This is a genomic window from Paenibacillus albicereus, from assembly GCF_012676905.1.
In the GTDB taxonomy this organism is placed as follows: domain Bacteria; phylum Bacillota; class Bacilli; order Paenibacillales; family Paenibacillaceae; genus Paenibacillus_O; species Paenibacillus_O albicereus.
The window spans coordinates 4,960,222-4,981,642 of record NZ_CP051428.1 but is presented as its reverse complement, the minus strand read 5'-3'; the positions used below and the strand labels follow the sequence as shown (position 1 = coordinate 4,981,642).

17 protein-coding genes are annotated in these 21,421 nt (G+C 68.6%); 11 read left to right on the top strand and 6 right to left on the bottom strand.

Annotation, left to right across the window (positions count from 1 at the left end; translation table 11 throughout):
- Positions 1-14 precede the first annotated feature (14 nt).
- From HGI30_RS22195 to HGI30_RS22185, 3 genes are all read right to left on the bottom strand, one after another.
- On the bottom strand, positions 15-1,154 hold the full coding sequence (locus HGI30_RS22195; RefSeq protein WP_168909496.1) for an ABC transporter permease: 1,140 nt from the start codon (positions 1,152-1,154) through the stop codon (positions 15-17).
- Positions 1,151-1,909 carry an ABC transporter ATP-binding protein gene (locus HGI30_RS22190; protein ID WP_168909495.1) on the bottom strand — a complete coding sequence of 253 codons (759 nt, stop codon included), beginning with the start codon at positions 1,907-1,909 and terminating at the stop codon, positions 1,151-1,153. The genes HGI30_RS22195 and HGI30_RS22190 overlap by 4 nt, the downstream gene beginning before the upstream one ends.
- Before the next feature lie 462 nt (positions 1,910-2,371).
- Positions 2,372-2,899, bottom strand: a complete 528-nt coding sequence (locus HGI30_RS22185; RefSeq protein ID WP_168909494.1) for a cupin domain-containing protein — start codon at positions 2,897-2,899, stop codon at positions 2,372-2,374.
- A 429-nt stretch (positions 2,900-3,328) separates the two neighbouring features.
- On the opposite strand from HGI30_RS22185, the gene HGI30_RS22180 reads away from it, so the two are divergent.
- Positions 3,329-4,438 carry a GTPase gene (locus tag HGI30_RS22180; protein ID WP_407945000.1) on the top strand — a complete coding sequence of 370 codons (1,110 nt, stop codon included), beginning with the start codon at positions 3,329-3,331 and terminating at the stop codon, positions 4,436-4,438.
- Positions 4,439-4,522: 84 nt separating this feature from the next.
- On the top strand, positions 4,523-4,675 hold the full coding sequence (locus HGI30_RS22175; RefSeq protein ID WP_168909493.1) for a hypothetical protein: 153 nt from the start codon (positions 4,523-4,525) through the stop codon (positions 4,673-4,675).
- Between the two features lie 299 nt (positions 4,676-4,974).
- Here the strand turns inward: HGI30_RS22175 and HGI30_RS22170 are convergent, their stop codons facing one another.
- The 3 genes from HGI30_RS22170 to HGI30_RS22160 form a co-directional block, all read right to left on the bottom strand.
- A complete protein-coding gene (locus tag HGI30_RS22170; RefSeq protein WP_168909492.1) occupies positions 4,975-5,334 on the bottom strand; it encodes a hypothetical protein in 360 nt (119 codons plus the stop codon).
- A 168-nt stretch (positions 5,335-5,502) separates the two neighbouring features.
- Positions 5,503-7,071: a histidine kinase N-terminal 7TM domain-containing diguanylate cyclase gene (locus HGI30_RS22165; protein ID WP_168909491.1), complete on the bottom strand. Its 1,569-nt coding sequence runs from the start codon at positions 7,069-7,071 to the stop codon at positions 5,503-5,505.
- A gap of 978 nt (positions 7,072-8,049) precedes the next feature.
- On the bottom strand, positions 8,050-8,877 hold the full coding sequence (locus HGI30_RS22160) for an alpha/beta fold hydrolase (protein WP_168909490.1): 828 nt from the start codon (positions 8,875-8,877) through the stop codon (positions 8,050-8,052).
- A 131-nt stretch (positions 8,878-9,008) separates the two neighbouring features.
- On the opposite strand from HGI30_RS22160, the gene HGI30_RS22155 reads away from it, so the two are divergent.
- The 9 genes from HGI30_RS22155 (at position 9,009) to HGI30_RS22115 (ending at position 21,373) form a co-directional block, all read left to right on the top strand.
- Positions 9,009-11,684, top strand: coding sequence for an ATP-dependent DNA helicase (locus HGI30_RS22155; RefSeq protein WP_168909489.1), 2,676 nt, complete (start codon positions 9,009-9,011; stop codon positions 11,682-11,684).
- A gap of 378 nt (positions 11,685-12,062) precedes the next feature.
- Complete coding sequence (locus HGI30_RS22150; protein WP_235680251.1) at positions 12,063-13,712, top strand: phytoene desaturase family protein; 1,650 nt, start codon at positions 12,063-12,065, stop codon at positions 13,710-13,712.
- Entirely contained in the window at positions 13,709-15,163 is a 1,455-nt protein-coding gene (locus HGI30_RS22145; protein WP_168909488.1) for a phytoene desaturase family protein, read from the top strand. The genes HGI30_RS22150 and HGI30_RS22145 overlap by 4 nt, the downstream gene beginning before the upstream one ends.
- Positions 15,160-16,119 (top strand): phytoene/squalene synthase family protein, encoded by a 960-nt coding sequence (locus HGI30_RS22140; RefSeq protein WP_168909487.1) that lies wholly within the window; start codon positions 15,160-15,162, stop codon positions 16,117-16,119. The genes HGI30_RS22145 and HGI30_RS22140 overlap by 4 nt, the downstream gene beginning before the upstream one ends.
- Entirely contained in the window at positions 16,116-16,916 is an 801-nt protein-coding gene (locus HGI30_RS22135; protein ID WP_235680250.1) for a carotenoid biosynthesis protein, read from the top strand. Before HGI30_RS22140 ends, HGI30_RS22135 begins: the two co-directional genes overlap by 4 nt.
- The gene (locus HGI30_RS22130) at positions 16,885-17,646 is read left to right on the top strand and encodes a lysophospholipid acyltransferase family protein (RefSeq protein ID WP_168909486.1); all 762 of its coding nucleotides are present in this window, start codon (positions 16,885-16,887) and stop codon (positions 17,644-17,646) included. Before HGI30_RS22135 ends, HGI30_RS22130 begins: the two co-directional genes overlap by 32 nt.
- On the top strand, positions 17,613-18,884 hold the full coding sequence (locus HGI30_RS22125; protein ID WP_328805193.1) for a glycosyltransferase family 2 protein: 1,272 nt from the start codon (positions 17,613-17,615) through the stop codon (positions 18,882-18,884). The genes HGI30_RS22130 and HGI30_RS22125 overlap by 34 nt, the downstream gene beginning before the upstream one ends.
- Positions 18,881-20,464, top strand: a complete 1,584-nt coding sequence (locus HGI30_RS22120; protein WP_168909484.1) for a phytoene desaturase family protein — start codon at positions 18,881-18,883, stop codon at positions 20,462-20,464. Before HGI30_RS22125 ends, HGI30_RS22120 begins: the two co-directional genes overlap by 4 nt.
- A 141-nt stretch (positions 20,465-20,605) precedes the next feature.
- Positions 20,606-21,373, top strand: a complete 768-nt coding sequence (locus tag HGI30_RS22115; RefSeq protein WP_168909483.1) for a sporulation protein — start codon at positions 20,606-20,608, stop codon at positions 21,371-21,373.
- Positions 21,374-21,421 lie beyond the last annotated feature (48 nt).

The window sequence follows — 21,421 nt, the reverse complement described above, 5'->3', positions numbered from 1 at the left end:
GCGGAGCGCACGCATTATGCGGATCGCTGCTTTTTGAGCGCGAGCACGTTGAGCAGCGCGAACAGCAGCGCGAAGCCGAGCAGCGCCGCAAGCGGCGGCCAGACCTCCGCCAGTCCTTCCCCGCGCAGCATGACGCCCTTGAGCGCGTCAGCGCCGTAGTAGAGAGGCATCGCCCAGCGGATCTGGCGCACCGCTTCGTTCATGCTGTCCAGCTGGAACAGTCCGGAGAAGAACACCTGCGGGACGATGACGAGCGGGATGAACTGGATGATCTGGAACTCGCTGCTCGCGAAGGTCGACAGCAAAGTCCCGAGCGTGAGCGCCGTCAGCGCCAGCAGCAGGCAGGCGAGCAGGACGAGCCAGAACGGGCCTTCGCGGTGGAGGCCGAGCACCGACACGGAGTACCAGGCGATGAGCGCGGCCTGCGCGAGCGTGAACAGCCCGAATCCGCCGAGATAGCCCGCGACGACCTCATGGCGGCGGATCGGCGTCGCCAGCAGCCGCTCCAGCGTGCCGGTCGTGCGCTCTCGCAGGAAGGAGACGCCCGCCAGCAGGAAGACGAAGAAGAAGCCGAACAGCCCGATCAAGGCGGGACCGAGCGAGTCGAATGCCGTGAGCTCCGCCGATCCGTGCAGGTAGGCGGGCTCCAGCATGCCGGCGGCTCCGATGGCAGGGCCGGCTGCGTCTTCGCCGGGGGCCGCCGCTTGCGTCGGATCCGCTCCGGCGCCGTCTGCGGCGCCTCCCGTCGGAGCGGCTGCGTCCGCTCCAGAAGCGGTAGAGCCGGCTGCGGCCTGGCGCAGCAGCGCCAGAGCGGCTCGCGAGCGCGTCGGATCGCTTCCCTCCAGCGTCGCCTGCGGCGGAGCTGAGGCGGCGTCCAGCACGGCATCGAGCTCCTGCTTGCCGAGCGCGTCCAGCGCTTCGTCCGGGTCCGCGTATGCGGTCACCGCCGCGCCGGCCAGCTCCAGCCGCTGGGCGGCCGCTTCGGCGACGGGGCCGCTGCCGGCGACGCCGATCTTCGGAGCGGACGCGTCGCCTCCGAACACAAGGTAGAGCAGCGACAGCACGAGCAGGGGGGCGAGGAAAAGCAGCGCCAGCGTCCGCTTGTCGCGCAGGAACTGACGGATGATGCGCCAAGCGAGCGAGCGGATTCTCATGCGGTGGCCCCTCCCCCGAGAACGATGAACGCTTGCTCGATCGTCTGCGCTCCGCTGCGCTGCATCAGCTCGGCAGGCGTGCCGGATGCCGTCATGCGGCCCTCTCGGATGAAGGCGAGCGAGTCGCAGCGCTCGGCCTCGTCCATGACATGCGTCGTCAGCAGGATCGTCATGCCGCGTTCGCGCAGCCGCAGCAGCTCTCGCCAGATCGACTGGCGCAGCACGGGATCGATGCCGACCGTCGGCTCGTCGAGCAGCAGCAGCTCCGGCTCGTGGAGCAGCGAGATCGCCAGCGACAGGCGGCGCTTCATGCCGCCGGAGTAGGCGGCGACGGGCTTGCGCAGATGCGCCTGCAGGTCGACGAGGCTCATGACCGCCTCCATCCGCTCCTGCAGCCGCTTGCCGGAGAGGCCGTACAGCCCGCCGAAGAAGACCAGGTTGTCGCGCGCGGTCAGCTCGCCGTAGAGCGCGTCCGACTGGGCCATGTAGCCGACGCGGCCGAGCACGGACAGGCGCGGCATGCGCTCGCCGAGCACGAAGGCCTCGCCCTCGTCGGCGCGGTCGAGGCCGGTCAGCAGCTTGACGAGCGTCGTCTTGCCGGAGCCGGACGGGCCGAGCAGCCCGAGCAGGATGCCGCGCGGGACGACGAGGCTGAGGCCGCTCAGCGCCTCCTTGCCCCCGAAGCGGCGCGCGACGCCGCGCAGCTCGGCGGCCGGCACGGGTGACGTCGCGGCTGAAGGATGTTGGATCGCCATCGGAGCTCGCTTCCTTTCGACTTAAAATGAGTGAGTACTCACATTCAGTATAAGCGAGAGGGGAGCCGATTAGAAGCGTCCGTCGGTGGCTGCCGGGATGAAGGCCGGCGGACAGGAGGCCATGACAGGGAGAGGATAAATCCTAAGGCGGCTCGCCAAGCGCGAAACGCTAGGCGAGCTTGCTCCCTCTTCAGGAGGCTGCGGCGCCAACGAAACTCCGAGACGCTATTTGCCATAAATGAGCTTATTGAAAAACGTAACGATACGGAGGAGCGCTATTGCAGGCTGAAATGCCGAATCAGCAGCTCTTGAGGCGGAATAGCGCCTGTGCGTATCGTTAAACGTTTTAAAGAGGCTTTTTGAGCGAAATAGCGTCTCTCCGTATCGCAAGGGTCGTTGCCGGAAGCTTGCTCGGCAAGCGGAGCGGTCCGCCGCTTCCTTTGGTGTAAAGGCTGACAAGCCCTACCTGCCGTCCGGCCGCCAAAGCTCGGTCAGCGGACCGCCGGGGCCAAATACCGGATCGCTCTGCGGGATCGGCACGAGCCGGATCTCCTCCAGGTCGCGATGTCTCTCGTCCGGCTCGCCCGTCCTCACATTGTACTTCGCGCCTCCGGGATAACCGCCCGCGATGAGGAAATCCTCGCTCGCGGACAGACGCTTGTGCCCGGTGCCGGCCGGCAGCACGAGCACGTCGCCTGCCCGCACTTCAAGGCTGCGTCCGCCGTCGCCGCCGAGCTGGAGGCGGGCGCTGCCCCGCACGACTCCGAGCGCCTCATGCGCGTTGCTATGGTAATGGTGATAGGGGTAGACGCCGTTCTCCCAGGTGTTGCCCCAGCCGCTGGCCTCGAAGCGGACGGTCGCTCGGGCCGGCTCGTCGATCGCTCCCGCATAATACAGGACAGGCAGGAACGGGTGGTTCGGCATCGTTCCGTCGTCTTTGAATCGATAGGTCTGCACGCCGCCGGGGGAGGCTTTGTCACGATCCTTCATCGTCTGCCGCCTCGCTTTCAGATTATGGGTTGGTCTGTATGGATTACCCGTCGCGCCTTATCCGCAACCCTGCCTGGAGCATCGCTTCTCGGCATCGGGACTCGAATCCGGGCCAGCCGCGCGATTCAGGCCCCCCTGCCGGGAGGTAAGAGGAAGCAATACGACTATTCCAGCGAAGCAGGCGAAAGGGAGGCGGCGGAAATGAAGGAGCGGGACGAGGGCGGCGTGCAGGAGCAATCGGGAAGCTTGGCCTTGGCGTCGACGGGGGCAGAGGCGGTCCAAAAGGAGGCGGCGGCCGCTTATGCGTCCTCCTTTGAGGTTGAGCCGGCCTCCATGAAGCCCGGAAGGGTAGACGGCGAGGCCTCTGCCGAAGGATGCCAGCCGGGTGCCCTCCAGAGCGAAGGGACTTCTCTGGGAAAGGACCCCGTTGTGCTTCAGCGCGATGCAGGACGCGAGCCGTCCCTTGACGGGCCGGCGCATGACGGCATGTCGGCCCGGGAAGGAAGGATCGAAGCGCTGCTGCCGTCCGGCTCCGACTGGGAGCGCGAGTGGCGGCGGGCGGCGGAAGCCCAGTACGACCAGCACATGGGCGAGATCGGCCGAGAGCTCGACCAGGACATCCTCATCGCTCTGGTCGGAGACGTCAACGCCGGCAAATCGTCGACGCTCAACCGCATCGTCGGCGAGCCGGTCGCCGGCGTCGGCGCGGAGCCGGGAGAGACGGCCATAATCAAGCCGTACCTGTTCAAGGACCGGATTTTCTTCGTCGACACGCCCGGGCTGAACGACGTGCGGGTAGAGAATTCCCAGCTGACGATGGACTACTACCGCAAGGCGGACATCATCCTGTTCTTCCTGAACGCAGCCGGCACGGTCTACTCCGAGGCGGAGAAGCGCAGCTTCGAGGCGATCCGCGACGCGAACGCGAACATCGTGATCGTGCTCAACAAGATCGACGCCGCCGACGAGGTGGAGCGGATCGTCGAGCGCGTAAGGATGGAGACGGGCGGGCGCTTCGAGGTCGTGCCGGTGTCCTCGCGGACGGGCGAGAATATCGACCGGCTGCGGGCGTCCATCCTGGAGCTGCTGCGAAAAAAGTCCAAGGATCTGCTGTTCGCCCGCAACATGAAGGAAAAGTCGGCGGCGGCCAATAAGTGGATCCTCGGAGCGGCCGCCTCCGCAGGGGCGATCGGGGCCGCGCCGATCCCCGGCGCGGACATCGTGCCGATCACGGCCGTGCAGATCGGCCTGCTGACTCGGCTCGCCGTCCTGTACGGACGGCCGATCAGCAAGGAGACGGCCCGCGAGCTCGTACTGGCGACCGTCGTCGGCAACATCGGCAAGAGCGTGTTCCGGCAGGTGGTCAAGCTGTTCCCGGGAGCGGGCTCGATTGCGGGCGCGTCCGTCGCAGGAGCGATGACGCTTGCGCTCGGCTACGCCGTCAAGTATGCGTACGAGCATGACATGGAGATCAGCACGGCGACGGTGACGAAGCTGTACGGCATGTTCCGCAAGCAGCAGGGCTCGGCCGGGGCCTAGAGCCTGGCCGCCATCGGGGCGGATTCGAAGGAGCCGGGCGCGGGCAAGCTAGAGCAGCGAAGGAAACGAAGGGAGGGAAAAGCTATGCCAAGGCCGGATGAGGAGAAGGACAAAGCCATCCGCGAGCAGCAAGATCGGGAAGGCGGACGCGAGGTGCCGGAGGAAGCAGTCGAGCAGCAGGACGACCCCGAGCCGGAGGGCGGCAAGGCCAGCGGCCAGCCGGGACTCGGCGGCTAAAGGAAAATGTGGAAGAGGCCGAGCGCGGCGCCGGGTATCCGGCATCGCGCTCGGCCTCTTTTCGCAGGGGGCAGCGGCGCATCCGGGCGGGCTGGGAAGAGCCAGGCGCGCCTTTCTGGAAAGGGTGAGGCGATCGGCGCCGGACGGAGCCCGCGGCCCTCGGCCGCCGCTCCGCCCATCAGCTTATGGCCAGGACGGAGACGGTCATCAAGCGTGCCGCCCGTTGCAGCGCACCGGCCGTCGAGCGAGCCGGCCCTTCGGCAGCGGAGCCGGCTCGCTCGACGGCCGGCTCCGCTGGCTCAACCGCCGAGCCGCTGCCCTCTGTGACGGGAGGCGGAGTCGCCGCGAAGCAAGGAGACGAGCCGGGCGCGCTCCTTTTTGAGCTGCCAGGCGGCGTTCCACAGGCTGCTGCGGATGGAGCCGCTCTCCTCCTCGCGCAGCTGCAGGTAGATGCCCTCCATCTGACGGGAGATTTCCTCAAGGTCCAGCTGCAGCTGGAGCCGCCGCTCCTCCTGCTCCTCGAGCTCGCGCAGGGCGTCGCCTTGGCGAAGCTCGTGCATAATGGACTGCCGCCAAGCCTCGTCGCCGATCGAGGAGGCATAATTGAGCAGATCGAGCCAATCGTTCGTCCATCTGGCTTGCCTGGAGATGCGGTCCATCCCTACCACTCCCGTCTCATTTTAATTCCCTATATACCTACTATTATACTAGGATATACGAAACCTGCAATGCCTTCCGCTCTGAATCTTATTCGGAAGCGGAGGCTTGCATGACGGGAGAACGTCTTTGGGACGGAGCCGCCGCATCTGCGCCGCCGCAGCGGGCGATTACACCGCGCCGGCCGATACGACGCGGTTGCGGCCTTGCTCCTTGGCCTGGTACAGCGCCTGATCGGCGCGGCGGTACAGCTCCAGGTAATCCGGGAGGCTGCCGGCAGGCGAAGCCGCGGCTCCGAAGCTGGCGCGGATGCCGATCTGGCGGCCGTCCGGCAGAGCGAGACGCGTCTGCTCGGCGGCGGCGCGGATCCGCTCCGCGAACTGGACCGCCTCCTCCTCGCCGCAGCCCGGCAGGAGCAGGACGAATTCCTCGCCGCCGTAGCGGGCGAACAGCATGCCCGGCTCCAGCCGCTGCCGGACGAGCGCGGCCGCTCCTTGCAGGACGATGTCCCCGGCTTCGTGGCCGTAGGTGTCGTTGATGGATTTGAAGTGATCCAGGTCGAACAGCAGCAGCGAGCAGGGCTGCTTGGCCCGGACGCAGCCGGCCAGCGCCTCCGCCGATTGAGACAGGAAAGCGCCGCGGTTGAGGATGCCGGTCAGCGAATCGACCGAGGCCAGGCGATGCAGCTCCTCCTGCAGCCGCCGGCGCTCGGTCGTGTCCCGCAGCACGAGCAGATGCCCGCCCCTGCGTCCGGCTCCGCGCGGCACGGGCGCGGAATACACCTCGTAGTGCAGCGCGTCGTCGCCTTGGCCTCGGGAGAACGGAACCGCTTGACCGGCCGACGCCAGCGCCGCGTGGAAGGCGGCCGACGCTTCCGCGGGCAAGCCGAACTCGCGGAAGCTGCCGCCGACGGCGGCGTTTTCCAGCTCGGGCAGCAGCAGGCGCGCGGAGCGGTTCGTATCGAGCAGCCGCCAGTCGGCATCCATGACGAGCACGCCCTCGCCCATGCTTTCCATGACGCTGTCCCGAGCGACAGGCACGATCGTGATGAGGTCTGCCCGCAGGAAGGCCCAGGCGTACAGGGCGCTCGTCAGGCACAGCACGATCGGCACGGGATCGACGTCGTAAGGGCTCAGGCCGAGCAGATAGGCGAGGGAGGAGGCGACCGGTACGGCGATGCCGACCGCGACGGCCGCCAGCTGCAGCTTGAAGCCGCGAGAGCGCTGGGCGAGCCGGATCAGCACCAGCACGAGGCTGAGCATAAGCGTGCCGGACGTGAAGATGCCGTGGACGATATACCACTGGCCCATGTCGAACGCGATGCTGCGCACGCCGTCGACCGTCTCGAAACGCATCTCCCGATAGAACCAGGAGTGGTAGGAGCTGGTGGAGACGAGCGCGAAGCTGACGGTCGGGATGACAAACAGCAGCCGCTTGGCCCAGCGGGGCAGCAGATCGGGCTTGCCGATCAGCTCCAGCGCCATCAGCAGCGTGAGGGGAGCGGCGAACGGCATGCCCGCATATTGGACGGCGGTCCAGAACAGGACGCCGGTGAGCGTGTCGGAAGCCTTCTCGAACGCAGCGCCGAGCGTGTAGAGGACAAAGGAGCCGCAGAGCAGCAAGTAGATGCGCCGAAGCGACACCATGCCGCGGATGAACAAGGCATAGATCGCGATCAGGAGGTTGAGCACGCCGCTCAGCGAGGACAGCACGATATAGACGGCGGTGAACGCAGGCATCGCATGACATCCTTGTCGTAATTTGGTCGTATCTTCAGGGTAGCATAGCGGCTGGGGATTAGAAACGGAAAATTGCGGCGATTGGTGTCAAAGGGGGGAGCGGGAGGGAACGCCGACAGTCCTCGTCAGCGCATATCTCTGCAAGCCCAGCGAGCCGAATGAAGGCAGTCTGGACCCCGTCAGCGCCTCCCCGCACGCCCGGCGAGCCGCATGAAGGGAGTCTGGACCCCGTGAGCGCATCTCCGCACGCCCGGCGAGCCGCATGAAGGTAGTCTGGACCCCGTGAGCGCATTTCCGCAAGCCCGGCAAGCCGCATGAAGGGAGTCTCGACCCCGTGAGCGCATCTCCGCACGCCCAGCGAGCCGAATGAAGGGAGTCTGGACCCCGTGAGCGCATCTCTGCACGCCCAGCGAGCCGAATGAAGGTAGTCTGGACCCCGTGAGCGCATCTCCGCAAGCCCAGCGAGCCGAATGAAGGCAGTCTGGACCCCGTGAGCGCATCTCCGCAAGCCCAGCGAGCCGAATGAAGGGAGTCTGGACCCCGTCAGCGAATTTCCGCACGCCCAGCGAGCCGAATGAAGGCAGTCTGGACCCCGTGAGCGCATCTCCGCAAGCCCAGCGAGCCGAATGAAGGCAGTCTGGACCCCGTCAGCGAATTTCCGCACGCCCGGCGAGCCGAATGAAGGCAGTCTGGACCCCGTCAGCGAATTTCCGCACGCCCGGCAAGCCGCAGACAGGCAGCCATGACAAAAAGGGGCTGTCCCAAAGGTCCGACTCACGGACACTTCGGAACAGCCCTGAACCTGGAATGGAGGCCGCGAGCGGGCCGTGCCGTCCGCGCGCCAGCCGCCGGCTGGCGGCGAGCCGCGCTGGCCGCCGCCTAGCCGCCTGCGGCCATGGCCACAGCCTCCGCCTGGCCGCCTGCGGGCATGCCACAGCCTCCGCCGGCTGCCTGCAAGAGCGGCGCGGCGCCCGCCGCTTACAGGCGCGGCACCGCCGCGTCCGGCTTCGCGAAGGCGAGCAGCGTCTCGTTGAACTTGGCCGGCTCGTCGAACAGCATGGCATGTCCGCTTTCCTCGAACCGATAAAGCTCGGCATGCGGCACGAGCTCATGCGTGCGCTCGGCCAGCTCCGGCGGACAGATCTTGTCCTTCATGCCTTGGAGCAGCGCGGTCGGCACGGTGATCGCAGGCAGATCCTGCCGAAGGTCCTCGTTGCGCAGCGATTCCATCGCCCGCACGGTGCCGTGCGCCGACGACTCCAGGCAGATCGAGCTCATCCACTGGGCGAACGGCGCGGAAGGCTTCTTGTCGGCGAACGTCTTGCCGAACGCCTCGAGCATCGCCGGGCGGTCCTTGTGCGCGTCGTCGAGCATCGCGTCGACCTGCTGCGCCGGCGTGCCGTCCGTGAAGTCGCTCGCCTGCGTGAAGCGCGGCGCGGCGGCGCCGGCCAGGATCAAGCGGGCGACGCCGTGCTCGCGATGGCGGTGCATGTAGCGCGCGGCGATCGCGCCGCCCATCGAGAAGCCGACCAGCGTGAAGCGCTCGAGCGCGAGCGCGTCCACGACCGCCCGCACGTCGTCGGCCATGCGGTCGTAGCCGTAGCCTTCCCACGGCGCGTCGGACTTGCCGAAGCCGCGGAAGTCGATGCCGACGAACCGCAGCCCGTGGCGCGGCAGCAGCATCGCCTGGTATTCGAACATGCGCGAGCTGGCCGGCCAGCCGTGCAGGAAGACGACGGCGTCCCCTTGTCCGACATCCTCGACGTTCAGCATGACGCCCGGTTCGACTTCAATCCTTTTTCCCATAGCTCTCATCCTCCGATCGGGTCCGCTCACCATCGCGGCCTTGTCCCCCCTCTTACCCGTGCCCGCCTTCATCGACGCGCTCGGACGCGCATGCTACAATGAAAGGCAAACGAATGTTCGGAGGGACCCGCATGGAAGAGCTGGAAAAGCAAGGCGGGCCGGAGCTGGCCGAAGGCCGGCTGCGCATCGCTGTGCGCGCGCTGGCGGAGTACGCTTGCCGAGGCGGCAGCATCGAGTACGGATTCCGCAGCTCGGCCGCGCTCGCCGATGGAGCCCGCATCCATAAGGAGATCCAGGCGGCGTACGGCGAGGAGGACGAGAGGGAGCTGTTCCTGCGGGAGCGGCTGGAGCATGCCGGCGTCTCCTGGACGGTGGAGGGGCGCTGCGACGGCCTGCTGCGGGAGGACGGGAAGGAGACGATCGACGAGATCAAGTCCGTCTCGCGGCCGCTCGCGGACCTACCGGAGGGCGGCTGGACGGTCCACTGGGCGCAGGCGATGGGCTACGCCGCCATCTATGCGGAGCGGGAGGACCGGCCGGAGATGCGCGTGCAGCTCACCTACGTGCATCGGGACAGCGGAGCCTCGGTCCGCTTCGCGCGCGTCTGTTCGCGGGCGGAGCTGCGGACCTCGCTGCTTGCGCTGCTGGAGGCGTACGCGCCGTACGCCCGCATGCTGGCGGAGCATCGCCGGCGGCGGGACGCGAGCCTTGCGGCGCTGGACTTTCCGTTCGGCCGCTTCCGGCCGGGGCAGCGCAAGCTGTCCGCCGCCGTCTACCGCACGCTCGAGACGCGCGCCGGGCTGTTCGCCAAGGCGCCGACGGGCATCGGCAAGACGATGAGCGTGCTCTGGCCGGCGGTACGGGCGCTCGGCGAGGCCGAGGAGGGTACGGACGAGGGCAAGGGCGCAGGCTCGGGCGTCTCGCGGCTGTTCTATCTGACGGCGCGCACGACGACCCGTGCGGCAGCGGAGGACGCGCTGCGGCGGATGGAGGCCCAAGGGCTCGTGCTGCATGCGGTGACGCTCACCGCCAAGGAGAAGATCTGCCCGCAGGAGGAAATGCGCTGCGACGGGGCGGAATGCCCGTTCGCCGACGGATACTTCGACCGCATCAACGGAGCGGTGCTCGACCTGCTCGGCCGCGAGACGCTCATCACGCGCGAGACGGTGGAGCGGTATGCGCTCAAGCACCGCGTCTGCCCGTTCGAGTTCTCGCTCGACGCCGCCTACGCGGCGGACGCGGTCATCGGCGACTACAACTACGTGTTCGATCCCAAAGTCTCGCTCAAGCGGCTGCCGGCGGAGCAGGCGCGCCGCAGCGCGCTGCTCGTCGACGAGGCGCACAACCTGCCGGACCGCGCCCGCGCGATGTACTCCGCCGCGCTGGAGAAGGACCCGTTCCTCGCGCTGCAGCGCGAGCGCAAGTCGTCGGCGCCGGCGCTCGCCGCGGCAGCCAAGGCCGTGAACGCCGCGTTCATCGCGCTGCGCAAGGAGATGGACGCCGGCGGAGGAGGCGCGGCAGGGCTGCGGCCGGCCGGCGGCGGCGCGTTCGCCGCCGACGAAGCGCCGGCGGAGCTGCTGGCGGCGGCGCGCGGCTTCGTCGAAGCGGCGGGAGAGCTGCTGGCCGCCGGCGAGGCAAGCGGCGACGCGGACGGGCAGCGGCGGCTGCTCGACGCGTACTACGCGGCCAAGGCGTTCGCCGCGGCCGGCGAATGGTTCGACGAGCGGTTCACGCTCGTCCTGGAGCGCCAGCGGGGCTCGTCGGTGCAGGCGACGCTCCGATGCCTCGACCCGTCGGCGCTGCTGCGCCAGACCGGCCGCCAGTACGGCGGGCGGGTGTTGTTTTCCGCGACGCTGTCGCCGCTGCCCTTCTACATGGATCAGCTCGGAGCGGACGAGGAGGACCGCTCGCTGACGCTGCCGTCGCCGTTCGATCCGGCGCAGCTGGACGTGCGGGTGCTGCCGCTGTCCACGAGGTACGCCGACCGCGCGCATACGCTGTCGCCGCTCGCCCGCGAGCTCCTGCGCACCGTGCTGGAGCAGCAAGGGCATTGGCTCGCCTTCTTCCCGTCCTATGCCTATCTGAACGCGGCCTACGGGCAGCTGCTGGCAGAGCTCGGCGGGGAGGGGAGCCGCTCCGGCAGGGCCGATGGGCCCGCCCCAGAGGCCGGGGGCCGGAGCATGGATTCCGGCCGCGCCCCCTCCGCCGGCCCTGCAGGTCCGGCGGAAGCTCCGCCGTCCCCGGCGGCTGGCGGAGAGGGCGGCGTACAGCCGGAGCCGTTCGGCGGAGAGCGGGCGATCACGCTGCCGGACGGCCGGGAGCTGCGGCTGCAGCTTCAGCGGCCGGCCATGACGGAGGAGGACCGGGACCGATTCCTGGCCGCCTATGCCGACCCGCCCGGAGAGAAGGGGCCGATCCGGCTCGGCTTCGCGGTCATGGGCGGCATCTTCTCCGAGGGCGTCGATCTGGCGGGCGACCGCCTCACCGGCGTCGCCGTCATCGGAGTCGGGCTGCCCCAGCTCGGGCCGGAGCGCGACCTGCTGGCCGCCTACGAGCAGCGCCGGGGACGCAGCGGATTCGACTACGCCTACGTCTACCCCGGCATCAGCAAGGTGCTGCAGGCCGGAGGCCGCCTCATCCGCAGCGAGACGGACCGCGGCACGCTGCTGCTCGTCGACGACCGCTACGCGCAGCCCCGCTACCGGCGGCTGCTGCCGGAAGAATGGCTGGCATGTCCACGGAGGGAATCGCCTGTCATACCTGACGGCGGAGGAGGGATTCCGGATGATGGAGGCCCGGTCCTATGAGCGGAGGGATCGACAGAAGATCATAGCGATTTTCTGAGAAGCCGGCTTCGCGGGAGAGTCTGCGCGCAGCCTCTGGAGCCATAGACGATTCAGCGGCAACAGGCTGCAGCAGCAGATCAGGGCCATCGGCCTATGACCCGCTCCGCACGGCCTCTCCACCCCCCTGTCCTGCTTCGGCGGGAAGGGGGTTTTTCTGCTTGCTGCAAGCGGACGAATCCCCGTTCTGTCCGGACGGCCTGGCCGCATAGAAATAAAGGACAAGGCAACTTGATTCAATAATTATACCGCTGGGTTAATATTAGGAGACGGCCTCTGTCCCTTTCCGGCCGGGGAACGGGGATCAGCCCGTAGACGCCAAGCAGGAAGCAGGTGCGAGAAGTGGGGAAACGAATCAAGGCGGCCGTCATCGGCGCCGGTCCGGGAGGGCTGGCTGCAGCGATGCTGCTGGCGGCTCGCGGCCATGAAGTGACGCTGCTGGAAAAGCAGCCCTATGTCGGAGGCAGGACCTCCGCGCTCCGTCTCGGAGCCTACACGTTCGACCGGGGGCCGACGTTCCTGATGATGCTGCCGGTGCTGGAGGAGCTGTTCGAGCGGTCGGACCGCCGTCTGGAGGATTATCTGGAGCTGAAGCGGGTCGATCCGCTGTATACGCTGAAGTTCGGCGATCTGGAGTTCTCTCCCGGAGGCAGCCACGAAGAGACGGCCCGCCGGGTAGAGGAGCTGTTCCCGGGCAACGGCGAGCGGTATATGCGCTTCATGACCCGGGAGCGGGACAAGCTCAGCCGCGTGCTGCCGCTGCTGCGGCGGCCGTTCGGCTCTATCGGCAGCTACCTCGCGGCCGACGTGCTGCGGGCGCTGCCCAAGCTGGACGCCGCAGATACCGTACATAAGCGCCTCTCGCGCTATTTCACCGACGAGCGGCTCCGCTGGGCGTTCTCGTTCCAATCCAAGTATCTCGGCATGTCGCCCTGGGAGTGTCCCGGCACGTTCACGATGCTGAGCTTCCTCGAGCATGAATACGGGCTCTACCATCCGATCGGCGGGCTGAACCGCATCAGCGAGGCGATGGCGGACGTCGCCCGCGAGCACGGCGCCGTCATCCGCACCGGAGTGGGCGCGCGCCGCGTGCTGACGAACGGCGGACGCGCGGTCGGCGTCGAGCTGGAGGGCGGAGAGCGGATCGCGGCCGACTCGGTCGTCATCGGCGCGGACTTCGGCCATGCGATGTCCACGTTATTCGACCCCGGCACGCTGAAGTCCTACACGCCGGCCAAGCTGAAGAAGAAAAAGCTGTCCTTGTCCACCTTCATGCTCTACCTCGGCATCGGGGCGGAGCTGCCGATGCTGCCTCATCACAAGATCGTCTTCGCGGCCGACTACCGGCGCAACGTCGACGACATGACGAAGCGGATGACGCTGTCGGACGATCCTTCCCTCTACATCCATCATCCGTCGCGGCTCGATCCGACGCTCGCTCCTCCGGGGAAGTCGGCGCTCTATCTGCTCCTGCCCGTCCCGAACAACCGCTCCGGCCTCGACTGGCGCGAGGAAGCGCCGAAGGTCCGCGCCCTCATGCTGGAGCGGCTGGCGGCCGAATGCGGCCTCCCCGGCGCGGCTGCCGTGGAGGCGCTGATCGAGGAGGAGCGGATGTATACGCCGGAGGACTGGGAAAAGCAAGCGTATGTCTATCAAGGCGCGACGTTCAATCTCGCGCACAGCCTGGATCAGATGATGCATCTGCGTCCCCGCAACCGCTTCGAGGAGCTGGAGGGCTGCTATCTCGTCGGAGGTGGAACGCATCCCGGCAGCGGCTTGCCGACGATCATCCAGTCGGCGATCATCAGCGCGCAGCTGCTGGAGGAGGAGCATCTCGGCCGGTCCGAAAAGGGCGGCCGCGGCTGGAGCGGCTGGAGGCGGTCCGGCCGCACCGGCGAGGCGGTCCGAGCCGCCGAAGCCCCGGTTCCCGGCGGCTCGCCCGCTCGCGGGACGCGCGGTCCTGCCGCCGCTCCGCCGGAGGTCCGCCCATGAAGGCCGCGATCGTCGGAGCCGGCGTCGGCGGCCTCGTGACGGCGCTGCTGCTGCGGCGGCAAGGGCTGGAGGTGGACGTCTACGAGAAGGAAGCCCGCGCCGGAGGGCGGCTCGGCTATGAGGAGGACGGCACCGGCCGGTTCCGCATCGACCAGGGGCCGACGATCGTGCTGCTGCCGGATCTGCTGCGGGACATCCTGGTGGAAGCCGGCGTGCCGCCGGAGGCGATCGAGCTCACGCGCGTCGATCCGCTGTACGACTTCTACTATCCGGACGGCACCCGCTGGACCAAGCATCAGGACGCCGGCCGGCAGGAGCAGGAGCTGGAGGCCGCCTATGCCGGCGGAGGAGCCGATTTCCGCCGGTACATGCGCGACATGGAGGGACTGTTCGACTACGGCTTCGAGGCATTCCTCTCGCGCACGTTCAGCCGTCCGAGCTCGTTCCTAACGCCCGCCAACCTGCGCTTCCTGCTCCGCTCCCGCGCTTGGCGCGGCCTGCGCCCGTGGACGTCGGCCTATTTCCGCGACGAGCGCATCCGCGACGCCTACTCGCTGCAGTCGCTGTACATCGGGGGCTCGCCCTTGCAGGCGCCGGCCCTGTACGGCCTCATCCCCTACAGCGAGCATAAGCACGGCATCTGGTACGTGAAGGGCGGATACGGACGTCTGGCCGAGGTGCTGGAGCAGGCGTGCCGCAGCGCCGGCGTGCGCGTCCATCTGTCCTGTCCCGTGGAAAGCGTGCAGGTGGAGCAAGGACGCTGCACCGGGCTGACGGCGGCCGGAGAGCGGCGGACGTTCGACGCGGTCGTCTACAACGGCGACTATCCGGGCATGGCGGGACTGCTGGACGGATGGCGTTCCCGGCCGAAGCGCTACCAGCCGTCATCCGGCTGCCTGCTCGTCTACCTCGGCCTCGACCGGCGCTGGGAGGAGGCGGGCGCGCATCAGTTCTTCCTGCCGGAGCGGCATCTGGATCATATGGAGGACGTATTCCGGCACGGACGGTTCAGCCAGACGCCGTCGTTCTACGCGTTCAACCCCGTCGCGGTGGATTCCGACGCGGCCCGTCCGGGGGAGAGCGTGCTGTACGTCCTCATCCCGGTGCCTGCGGACGAGCGCTTGGACTGGGAAGGAGCAGGAGCCGAGCTGGTCGAAAGGGTGCTGGAGCGCGCCGAAGCGCTGCGCTTCCCCGGCCTGCGGGAGGCGATCCGCTGGCGGCGCGTGCGCACGCCGCGCGAGGCGGCCCGCTCCGGCCTGTACCGGGGCGGCAGCTTCGGCATCGCGCCGGTGCTGGGCCAGTCCGGAGGGTTCCGCCCGCAAGTGAAGCCGCTCCCGATCGAGAGGCTGTACGCGGTCGGAGCGTCGGTCCATCCGGGAGGAGGCATCCCGATCGTCATGCAGGGAGCCCGCCTGCTCGGGCGAATCATCGCGAAGGAGTTGGGGACATGAACAACGGCACGACGGTTTTGGATGCGGCGCTCGCCGCCGAATGCGAGGCGGTCATGAAGCGAAGCTCCGCCAGCTTTTACGAGGCGTTCCGGCTGCTGTCCTCCCCTCGCCGGGAGGCGGTGTACGTGCTGTACGCCTTTTGCCGGATGATCGACGACAGCGTGGACGAGCCCGACACGAGCCCGTATACGCTGGATGAGCTGGAGGAGCGCTTCGAGCGGCTGGAGCGCGCCGAGGGCCACTTCATCTGGCCGGCGCTGCGCTGGCTGCTGGCGAGCTTCCCGATCGGCAAGGAGCCATTCCGCACGCAGATGAGCGGCCAGCGGATGGATCGGATCCGCACGCATTACCGCAGCCTGGAGGAGCTGGAGGACTACTGCTACCGCGTCGCGGGCTCGGTCGGCGAGATGCTGCTGCCGGTGCTGCACGAGCGGCCCGGAGCGGCCATCACCGAGGCGGGCGTCTGGCTCGGCAAAGGCATGCAGATCGTCAACATCCTGCGCGATGTCGGAGAAGACCAGCGGCTCGGCCGGCGCTACGTGCCGCTGGAGCTGATGGCGCGCTGCGGCTACAGCGAGGAGGAGTTCGAGCGGGGCGAAGTCAACGAGGCGTTCCTGCGCGTAGCGGAGGAGCTCGCATCCATCGCGGGGGAGTGGTTCCGCCGAGGGCTGGAGGGCATCCATACGTATCCGGCCGACAGCGCGTTCTCGATCCGGCTGGCGGCCGCCTACTACGGCGAGATCGTCGAGGCGGTGCGGGCGATCGGCTGCCAGGTGTTCACGCAGCGGGCTTACGTCGATGACGACGGGCGCAAGCGGCTGCTGAGAGCCGTGCTGCTCGACATGGCGACGGCCGAGACGGCGCGCGGCGGCGAGCGTGGCGTCGCGGACGAGGCCGGGCGAAGCGCCAGCCGACGGGATGGAGACGAAGACGGGCCGTCCCAGGTGGCGCTGTGAGCGGCGGGAGGGAGGCGAAAGCGGCGCCGCTGCGGTCGGGCGCGCCGCTTCTCGCCCGCATCGGCCTCGGCGGCTTGCCGCTGACCGCGTTTTTCCTCGTCTGGTACGCCGTCGGCTTCGTGCTGCAGGTGTTCGCGGAGGTGCCGCCCGCGCTGTCGTTCGCGAGCGGCGTGTTCCTCGTCCTGTACGCGCTCAGCGGGCTGGAGCTGCTCGCGGTGCGGACGGGCTGGCGGCGTCTGGCCGCGCCGGCGCTGCTCATCGCCGCCGGCACGTTCGCGGTCGAGTGGGTCGGCACGCATACGGGATTCCCGTTCGGCGAGTATGCCTACACGGACGAGCTCGGCCGCATGCTCTCCGGCGTGCCGTGGACGATGGGACTGGCCTGGATCGGCGTCATCGCCGGCGGCGCGCTGCTGTCCGGGCAGACGAGCCGTCTGTCGCGGGCGCTGGAGACAGGCCTGTGGGTCGTGCTGCTCGACCTCGTGCTCGACCCGGTCGCCGAGGCGCGCGGCTTTTGGGACTGGGCCGGCGGCGGCTTCTACTACGGCATCCCGACCGCCAACTTCATCAGCTGGTTCATCGTCGGCGCGCTGCTCAGCCTGCTGCTGCCGAACGTCTCGCACGGCCCACGGGAGCGGCGGCTCGCGCTGCGGCTGTACCAGCTCATGCTGCTGCTGTTCGGCCTGCTCGCGCTGCGCGCGGGACTGGCCGCCGCGTTCGTCCTCTCCCTCTTTTGGATCGCGCTCGCCGAAGGGAGGGTCCGCCTTGATTCCCGCCGCCAAGAGCGTTCCGTTTAGACGGCTGTTCGCGCTCTACCAGAGCCTCTATCTGTTCCCCCGGCATCTGCACGGCGTCTATGTATGGGGCGAGCTGGAGCCGGCCACGCCTGGAGCGCGCAAGCTGCCCGTCGTCTATGCTGCCAACCATGTGTCCTGGTGGGACGGGCTCATCCTGTTCCAGCTGACGGAGCGGCTGACGCAGTCCGACCCTTATATTCTGATGGACGAAAAAGGCCTGAGGCAGTATCCGTTCTTCCGCCGCCTCGGCGCGTTCTCGGTCAACCGGGAGCAGCCTCGCGACACGCTCGCCTCGCTCGCTTACGCGGAGGCCAAGCTGCGCGCCGGCCATCCGGTGTGGATTTTCCCGCAAGGGGCGATCACGCCGCCCGATCGGCCGATCGAGGCGCTCGGCGGCATCGGCCATCTGCTGCGGCGCCTCGGCGAGGCCGAGCTGCGCCCGGTGACGCTGCATTACATGCTCGGCGACCACCAGAAGCCGGCGGCGACCGTCATGGCCGGCGAGCCTGCGGTCCGCGACTGGTCCGGCATGAGCCGGGACGAGGCGTCGGCGCTCGTCGCCGACCTGCTGCAGCGCCAGCTCGAGGCGCATCGGCAGGAGCTGACCGACCGTCCGCTTCCGGACGGGGGGCGCTTCCGGCTCGCGCTGCGGGGCGGCCGGTCGACCTCGGACCGCTATCGCGGGTGGAAGGAGGGATGGCGCGGATGGAAGCCGTTTTCTCGATCCTAGCGGCCTTGCTTCTGCTCCAGCTTGCATTCGTGGGATGGAACACTCGGTATTACCGGGATCTGGGCAGCGGGGGAACATCGTCTTCCCGAGGCGCTCCGGCGACCCAAGCGCGTCGGAGTGGAAAGGACGGTTCTTCTTCCAACGCCACCAATCTCCCTCGTTCTTCCATATTCATCGAAAGTAACTCTAAGGATTACTTTATATTACCCGATGATATATCCGTGCTCATCCCGGCCCGGAACGAAGAGCGGAACCTGCCGCGCTGCTTGGACAGCCTGCTGGCGCAGCGAGTCCCGCCACGGGAGATTCTGGTCCTGGATGATCGCTCGGGCGACGCGACAGCGCGGATCGCGGAGCGAGCGGCGGGGCGACCGGGCTCGCGCGTGCGGCTGCTGCGGGGCCGTGAGCTGCCGGACGGCTGGATGGGCAAATCGCATGCCTGCGCCCAGCTGGCGGCGGAGGCGTCCGGCCGCTGGCTGCTGTTCCTCGACGCCGACGTCGCGCTCGAGCCGGGCGCGCTGGAGGCGGCGGCCCGCGAGGCATCCTCGCAGGGAAGCGGGCTCGTCAGCGGCTTCCCCCGTCAGGAGACCGGCACCTGGATGGAAAAGCTCGTCGTGCCGATGATGCTGTTCACGATCCTCTGCCATTTGCCGCTGCGGCTCGTGAGCCGCTCTCGCTCCCCGCGCTTCGCGGCGGCGAACGGCGCGTTTATCCTGATCGCCTCGGACAGCTACCGCCGCATCGGCGGGCATGCCGCGGTCCGTTCCTCGCTGCTCGACGACATGGAGCTGATCCGCCTCGCCAAGCGCGGCGGCGAGCCGGCGCGGCTCGCCCGCATCGACGGCTTCGCCTCCAGCCGCATGTACCGCAGCGCCGCCGAGGTGTGGGCCGGCTACCGCAAGAACCTGTTCCCCGGCCTCGGCCGGAGCCTGCCGCTGCTGCTCTTCGTCAGCGCGGCCTATGCGGCGCTGTACCTGCTGCCTGCGGCGGGGGTGCTGGCGGGGCTCGCGGCGTGGGCGGCCGCCGGACATCCGCCGGCGTGGCTGCCTGCGGCTGCGGCGGCCTGGGCGCTCGGCGCGCTCGTCAAGCTCGCGGTGGACCGCAGCGGAAGGGCGCCGGCCTGGCAGTGCCTGCTGCTGCCGGCAAGCATCGCGCTCGTCCTGCTGATCGGGGCCGACTCGGCCCGCTGCCATTACCGCAAGCGGGGCTACGAATGGAAAGGAAGGCGATACGCATGAACGACCGGGCGAGACTCGGCCGCGGCCCCGAGCCGGCGGCCGCCCGCGCCGCAGCCGGAAGCCGCCGAGCGGGGCGCCGCATCGCCGTCGTCGGAGGCGGACTCGGCGGGCTGTCCTGCGCGATCCATCTGGCGGCCCAAGGCTGCCGGGTGACGCTGCTGGAGAAGGAGCCGGAGCTCGGCGGCAAGCTGCAGCGCGTCGAGGCGGACGGCTACCGCTTCGACAACGGGCCGAGCACGCTGACGATGCAGCCCGTGTTCGATGCTGTCTTCGAGGCGGCCGGGCGGCGGCGCGAGGACTACGTGCGCTTCCGGCCGCTCGATCCGATCGCGCGCAACCGCTTCGCGGACGGCACGGTCGTCGACCTGACCTCCGACGCGGAGCGGATGGAGGCGCAGATCGCGGCGTACAGTCCGGAGGACGCGCGGAATTACCGCGCCTACATGCGGGAGAGCGCGCGGCTGCACGCGCTCGCCGAGCGGGAATTCCTAAGCGGGCTCATCCTCGACTGGAAAGACCGGCTGCGCCCGTCGCTGCTGGCCGGCTTCGCCCGCATCCGTCCGCTCGCCTCGATGGAGCGGACGCTGCGGAGCTACTTCCGCCATCCGAACACGCTGGCGATGTTCGGCCGCTACGCGACGTATGTCGGCTCGGCTCCGCGGCAGACGCCCGCCGTCTTCAACATGATGGCGCATATCGAGGCGGGCGGCGGAGGCGGCGTGTTCGCCGCCGAGGGCGGCAGCTACGCGATCGTGGAGGCGTACGCGCGGCTCGCCCGCGAGCTCGGCGTGGACATCCGCACGGGCGCCGAGGTCCGGCGCATCGCCGTCCTGCACGGCCGCGCCGCCGGCGTCGAGACGGACAGCGGCTTCGTGCGGGCCGACGCCGTCGTCCTGAACGCCGATCCGCTGCAGGCGCTGCGCCGGCTCGTGCCGGAGCTCCATCGCCCGTCGATGCCCGATCGGCGCCTTGACCGGCCGGAGCCGTCGGTGGCCGGCTTCGTGCTGCTGCTCGGAGTGCGCGGCGAGCTGGACGGCCTGCTGCATCACAACGTATTTTTTCCGGACGACTATGAGGCGGAATTCGACGATCTGTTCCGGCGGCGGGAGCTGCCGGCCGATCCGGCTGTCTACGTGTGCCGGTCGGGCGCAGGCGGGGCTGCGGAAGCGGGCCCTGGCAACGGGCGGACGAGCCTGTTCGCGCTCGTGAACGCCCCGGCCCAGCGGGACGGGCTGGACTATGAAGCGCTCCGGCACTCCTATGCCCAGCGCGTTCTCGACCGGCTGGAAGCGCACGGCCTGAGCGGCATCGCCGAGCGGACGGCGACGGAGGCGGGCGGCCTGCGCCGCGTGCTGACGCCGGACGATCTGGCGCGGCGCACGGGAGCCTGGCGCGGAGCGATCTACGGCATGTCGTCGAACCGGCCGAGCCAGGCGTTCTTCCGCTTCCCGAGCCGGGACCGCGACATCCGCGGCCTCTGGTATGCAGGCGGCTCCACCCATCCCGGCGGAGGCACGCCGATCGTCACGATCGGCGGACGGCTCGTCGCCGAGCGGCTCCTGGAGGAGCTGGACGGCTAGGACCGATTCCAAGATCCGGATGAAACTTTTTTCCAGATGCGGCCGTATCTAGCTCCAGCGTCATTCCCCGGCCGGCAGTCCCGAGGCAGCGGACTCGCGGCGAGCGGAATGGGCAACTATCGGTCAGGGAGCGTGGGCGGCATGTCATTTTTCAAGAACATGATGGCTTCGATGGGAGTCGGGGGGGCCAAGGTCGAAACGGTGCTCGAGGTGCCGTACACCGGCGTCCGTCCCGGAGACGAAATCTCCGGACGGATCATGGTCGAGGGCGGAGCGGTTCCGCAGCAGATCAACGGCATCGAGCTCGTGCTCATGACGAGCTACATCAAGGAAGTGAACGACAGCAAGGTGAGGGAGAACGTGGCGCTGGCCCGCCTGCCGCTGCGCGAGTCGTTCCAGATCGGCGCCGGCAGCCGCGAGGAATTCGACTTCCGCTGGGTGCTGCCGCAGCATACGCCGGTGACGGCGGGCGGCACGCAGGTGTGGATCAAGACGTCGCTCGACATCGCGAGCGCTCTCGATGCGGCGGACAACGACTATATCAAGGTGCTGCCGCATCCGCTCGTCGCCGAAGTGCTGGACGCCGTCGAGCGGCTCGGCTTCCGCACCCGCGAGGTAGAGTGCAAGTATGTGGGGCATTCTCGCTACGGAGCGCCCGTGCTGCAGGAATTCGAGTTCGTGCCCCGCACGCGCGAGTTCGGCCGGCTCGACGAGCTGGAGATGGTGTTCCTTCCGTCGCCGGGCTACGTGGATGTGCTCATGGAGGTCGACCGCCGCGGCGGCGCCTTCTCCGAATGGCTCGGCACCGACGAGACGCGCGCTTCGTTCCGTCTGCACGAGGCGGACGTCCGGCGCGGCCCCGAGTCGCTGGCGCGGGAGCTCGGAGCCCGCATCCGCAGCTTCATGTAGAACGTCAAAAGCCTCTTTCCGATTCGGTCGGAAAGAGGCTTTTTCGTG

What these genes read in the sequence shown, in the direction of transcription:
- HGI30_RS22125 (WP_328805193.1), top strand. Translation starts at nt 17,613, where the DNA reads ATGGCGCGGATGGAAGCCGTTTTCTCGATCCTAGCGGCCTTGCTTCTG.
- HGI30_RS22190 (WP_168909495.1), bottom strand. Translation starts at nt 1,909, where the DNA reads ATGGCGATCCAACATCCTTCAGCCGCGACGTCACCCGTGCCGGCCGCC.
- HGI30_RS22115 (WP_168909483.1), top strand. Translation starts at nt 20,606, where the DNA reads ATGTCATTTTTCAAGAACATGATGGCTTCGATGGGAGTCGGGGGGGCC.
- HGI30_RS22160 (WP_168909490.1), bottom strand. Translation starts at nt 8,877, where the DNA reads ATGGGAAAAAGGATTGAAGTCGAACCGGGCGTCATGCTGAACGTCGAG.
- HGI30_RS22175 (WP_168909493.1), top strand. Translation starts at nt 4,523, where the DNA reads ATGCCAAGGCCGGATGAGGAGAAGGACAAAGCCATCCGCGAGCAGCAA.
- HGI30_RS22165 (WP_168909491.1), bottom strand. Translation starts at nt 7,071, where the DNA reads ATGCCTGCGTTCACCGCCGTCTATATCGTGCTGTCCTCGCTGAGCGGC.
- HGI30_RS22185 (WP_168909494.1), bottom strand. Translation starts at nt 2,899, where the DNA reads ATGAAGGATCGTGACAAAGCCTCCCCCGGCGGCGTGCAGACCTATCGA.
- HGI30_RS22195 (WP_168909496.1), bottom strand. Translation starts at nt 1,154, where the DNA reads ATGAGAATCCGCTCGCTCGCTTGGCGCATCATCCGTCAGTTCCTGCGC.
- HGI30_RS22155 (WP_168909489.1), top strand. Translation starts at nt 9,009, where the DNA reads ATGGAAGAGCTGGAAAAGCAAGGCGGGCCGGAGCTGGCCGAAGGCCGG.
- HGI30_RS22120 (WP_168909484.1), top strand. Translation starts at nt 18,881, where the DNA reads ATGAACGACCGGGCGAGACTCGGCCGCGGCCCCGAGCCGGCGGCCGCC.
- HGI30_RS22140 (WP_168909487.1), top strand. Translation starts at nt 15,160, where the DNA reads ATGAACAACGGCACGACGGTTTTGGATGCGGCGCTCGCCGCCGAATGC.
- HGI30_RS22170 (WP_168909492.1), bottom strand. Translation starts at nt 5,334, where the DNA reads ATGGACCGCATCTCCAGGCAAGCCAGATGGACGAACGATTGGCTCGAT.
- HGI30_RS22145 (WP_168909488.1), top strand. Translation starts at nt 13,709, where the DNA reads ATGAAGGCCGCGATCGTCGGAGCCGGCGTCGGCGGCCTCGTGACGGCG.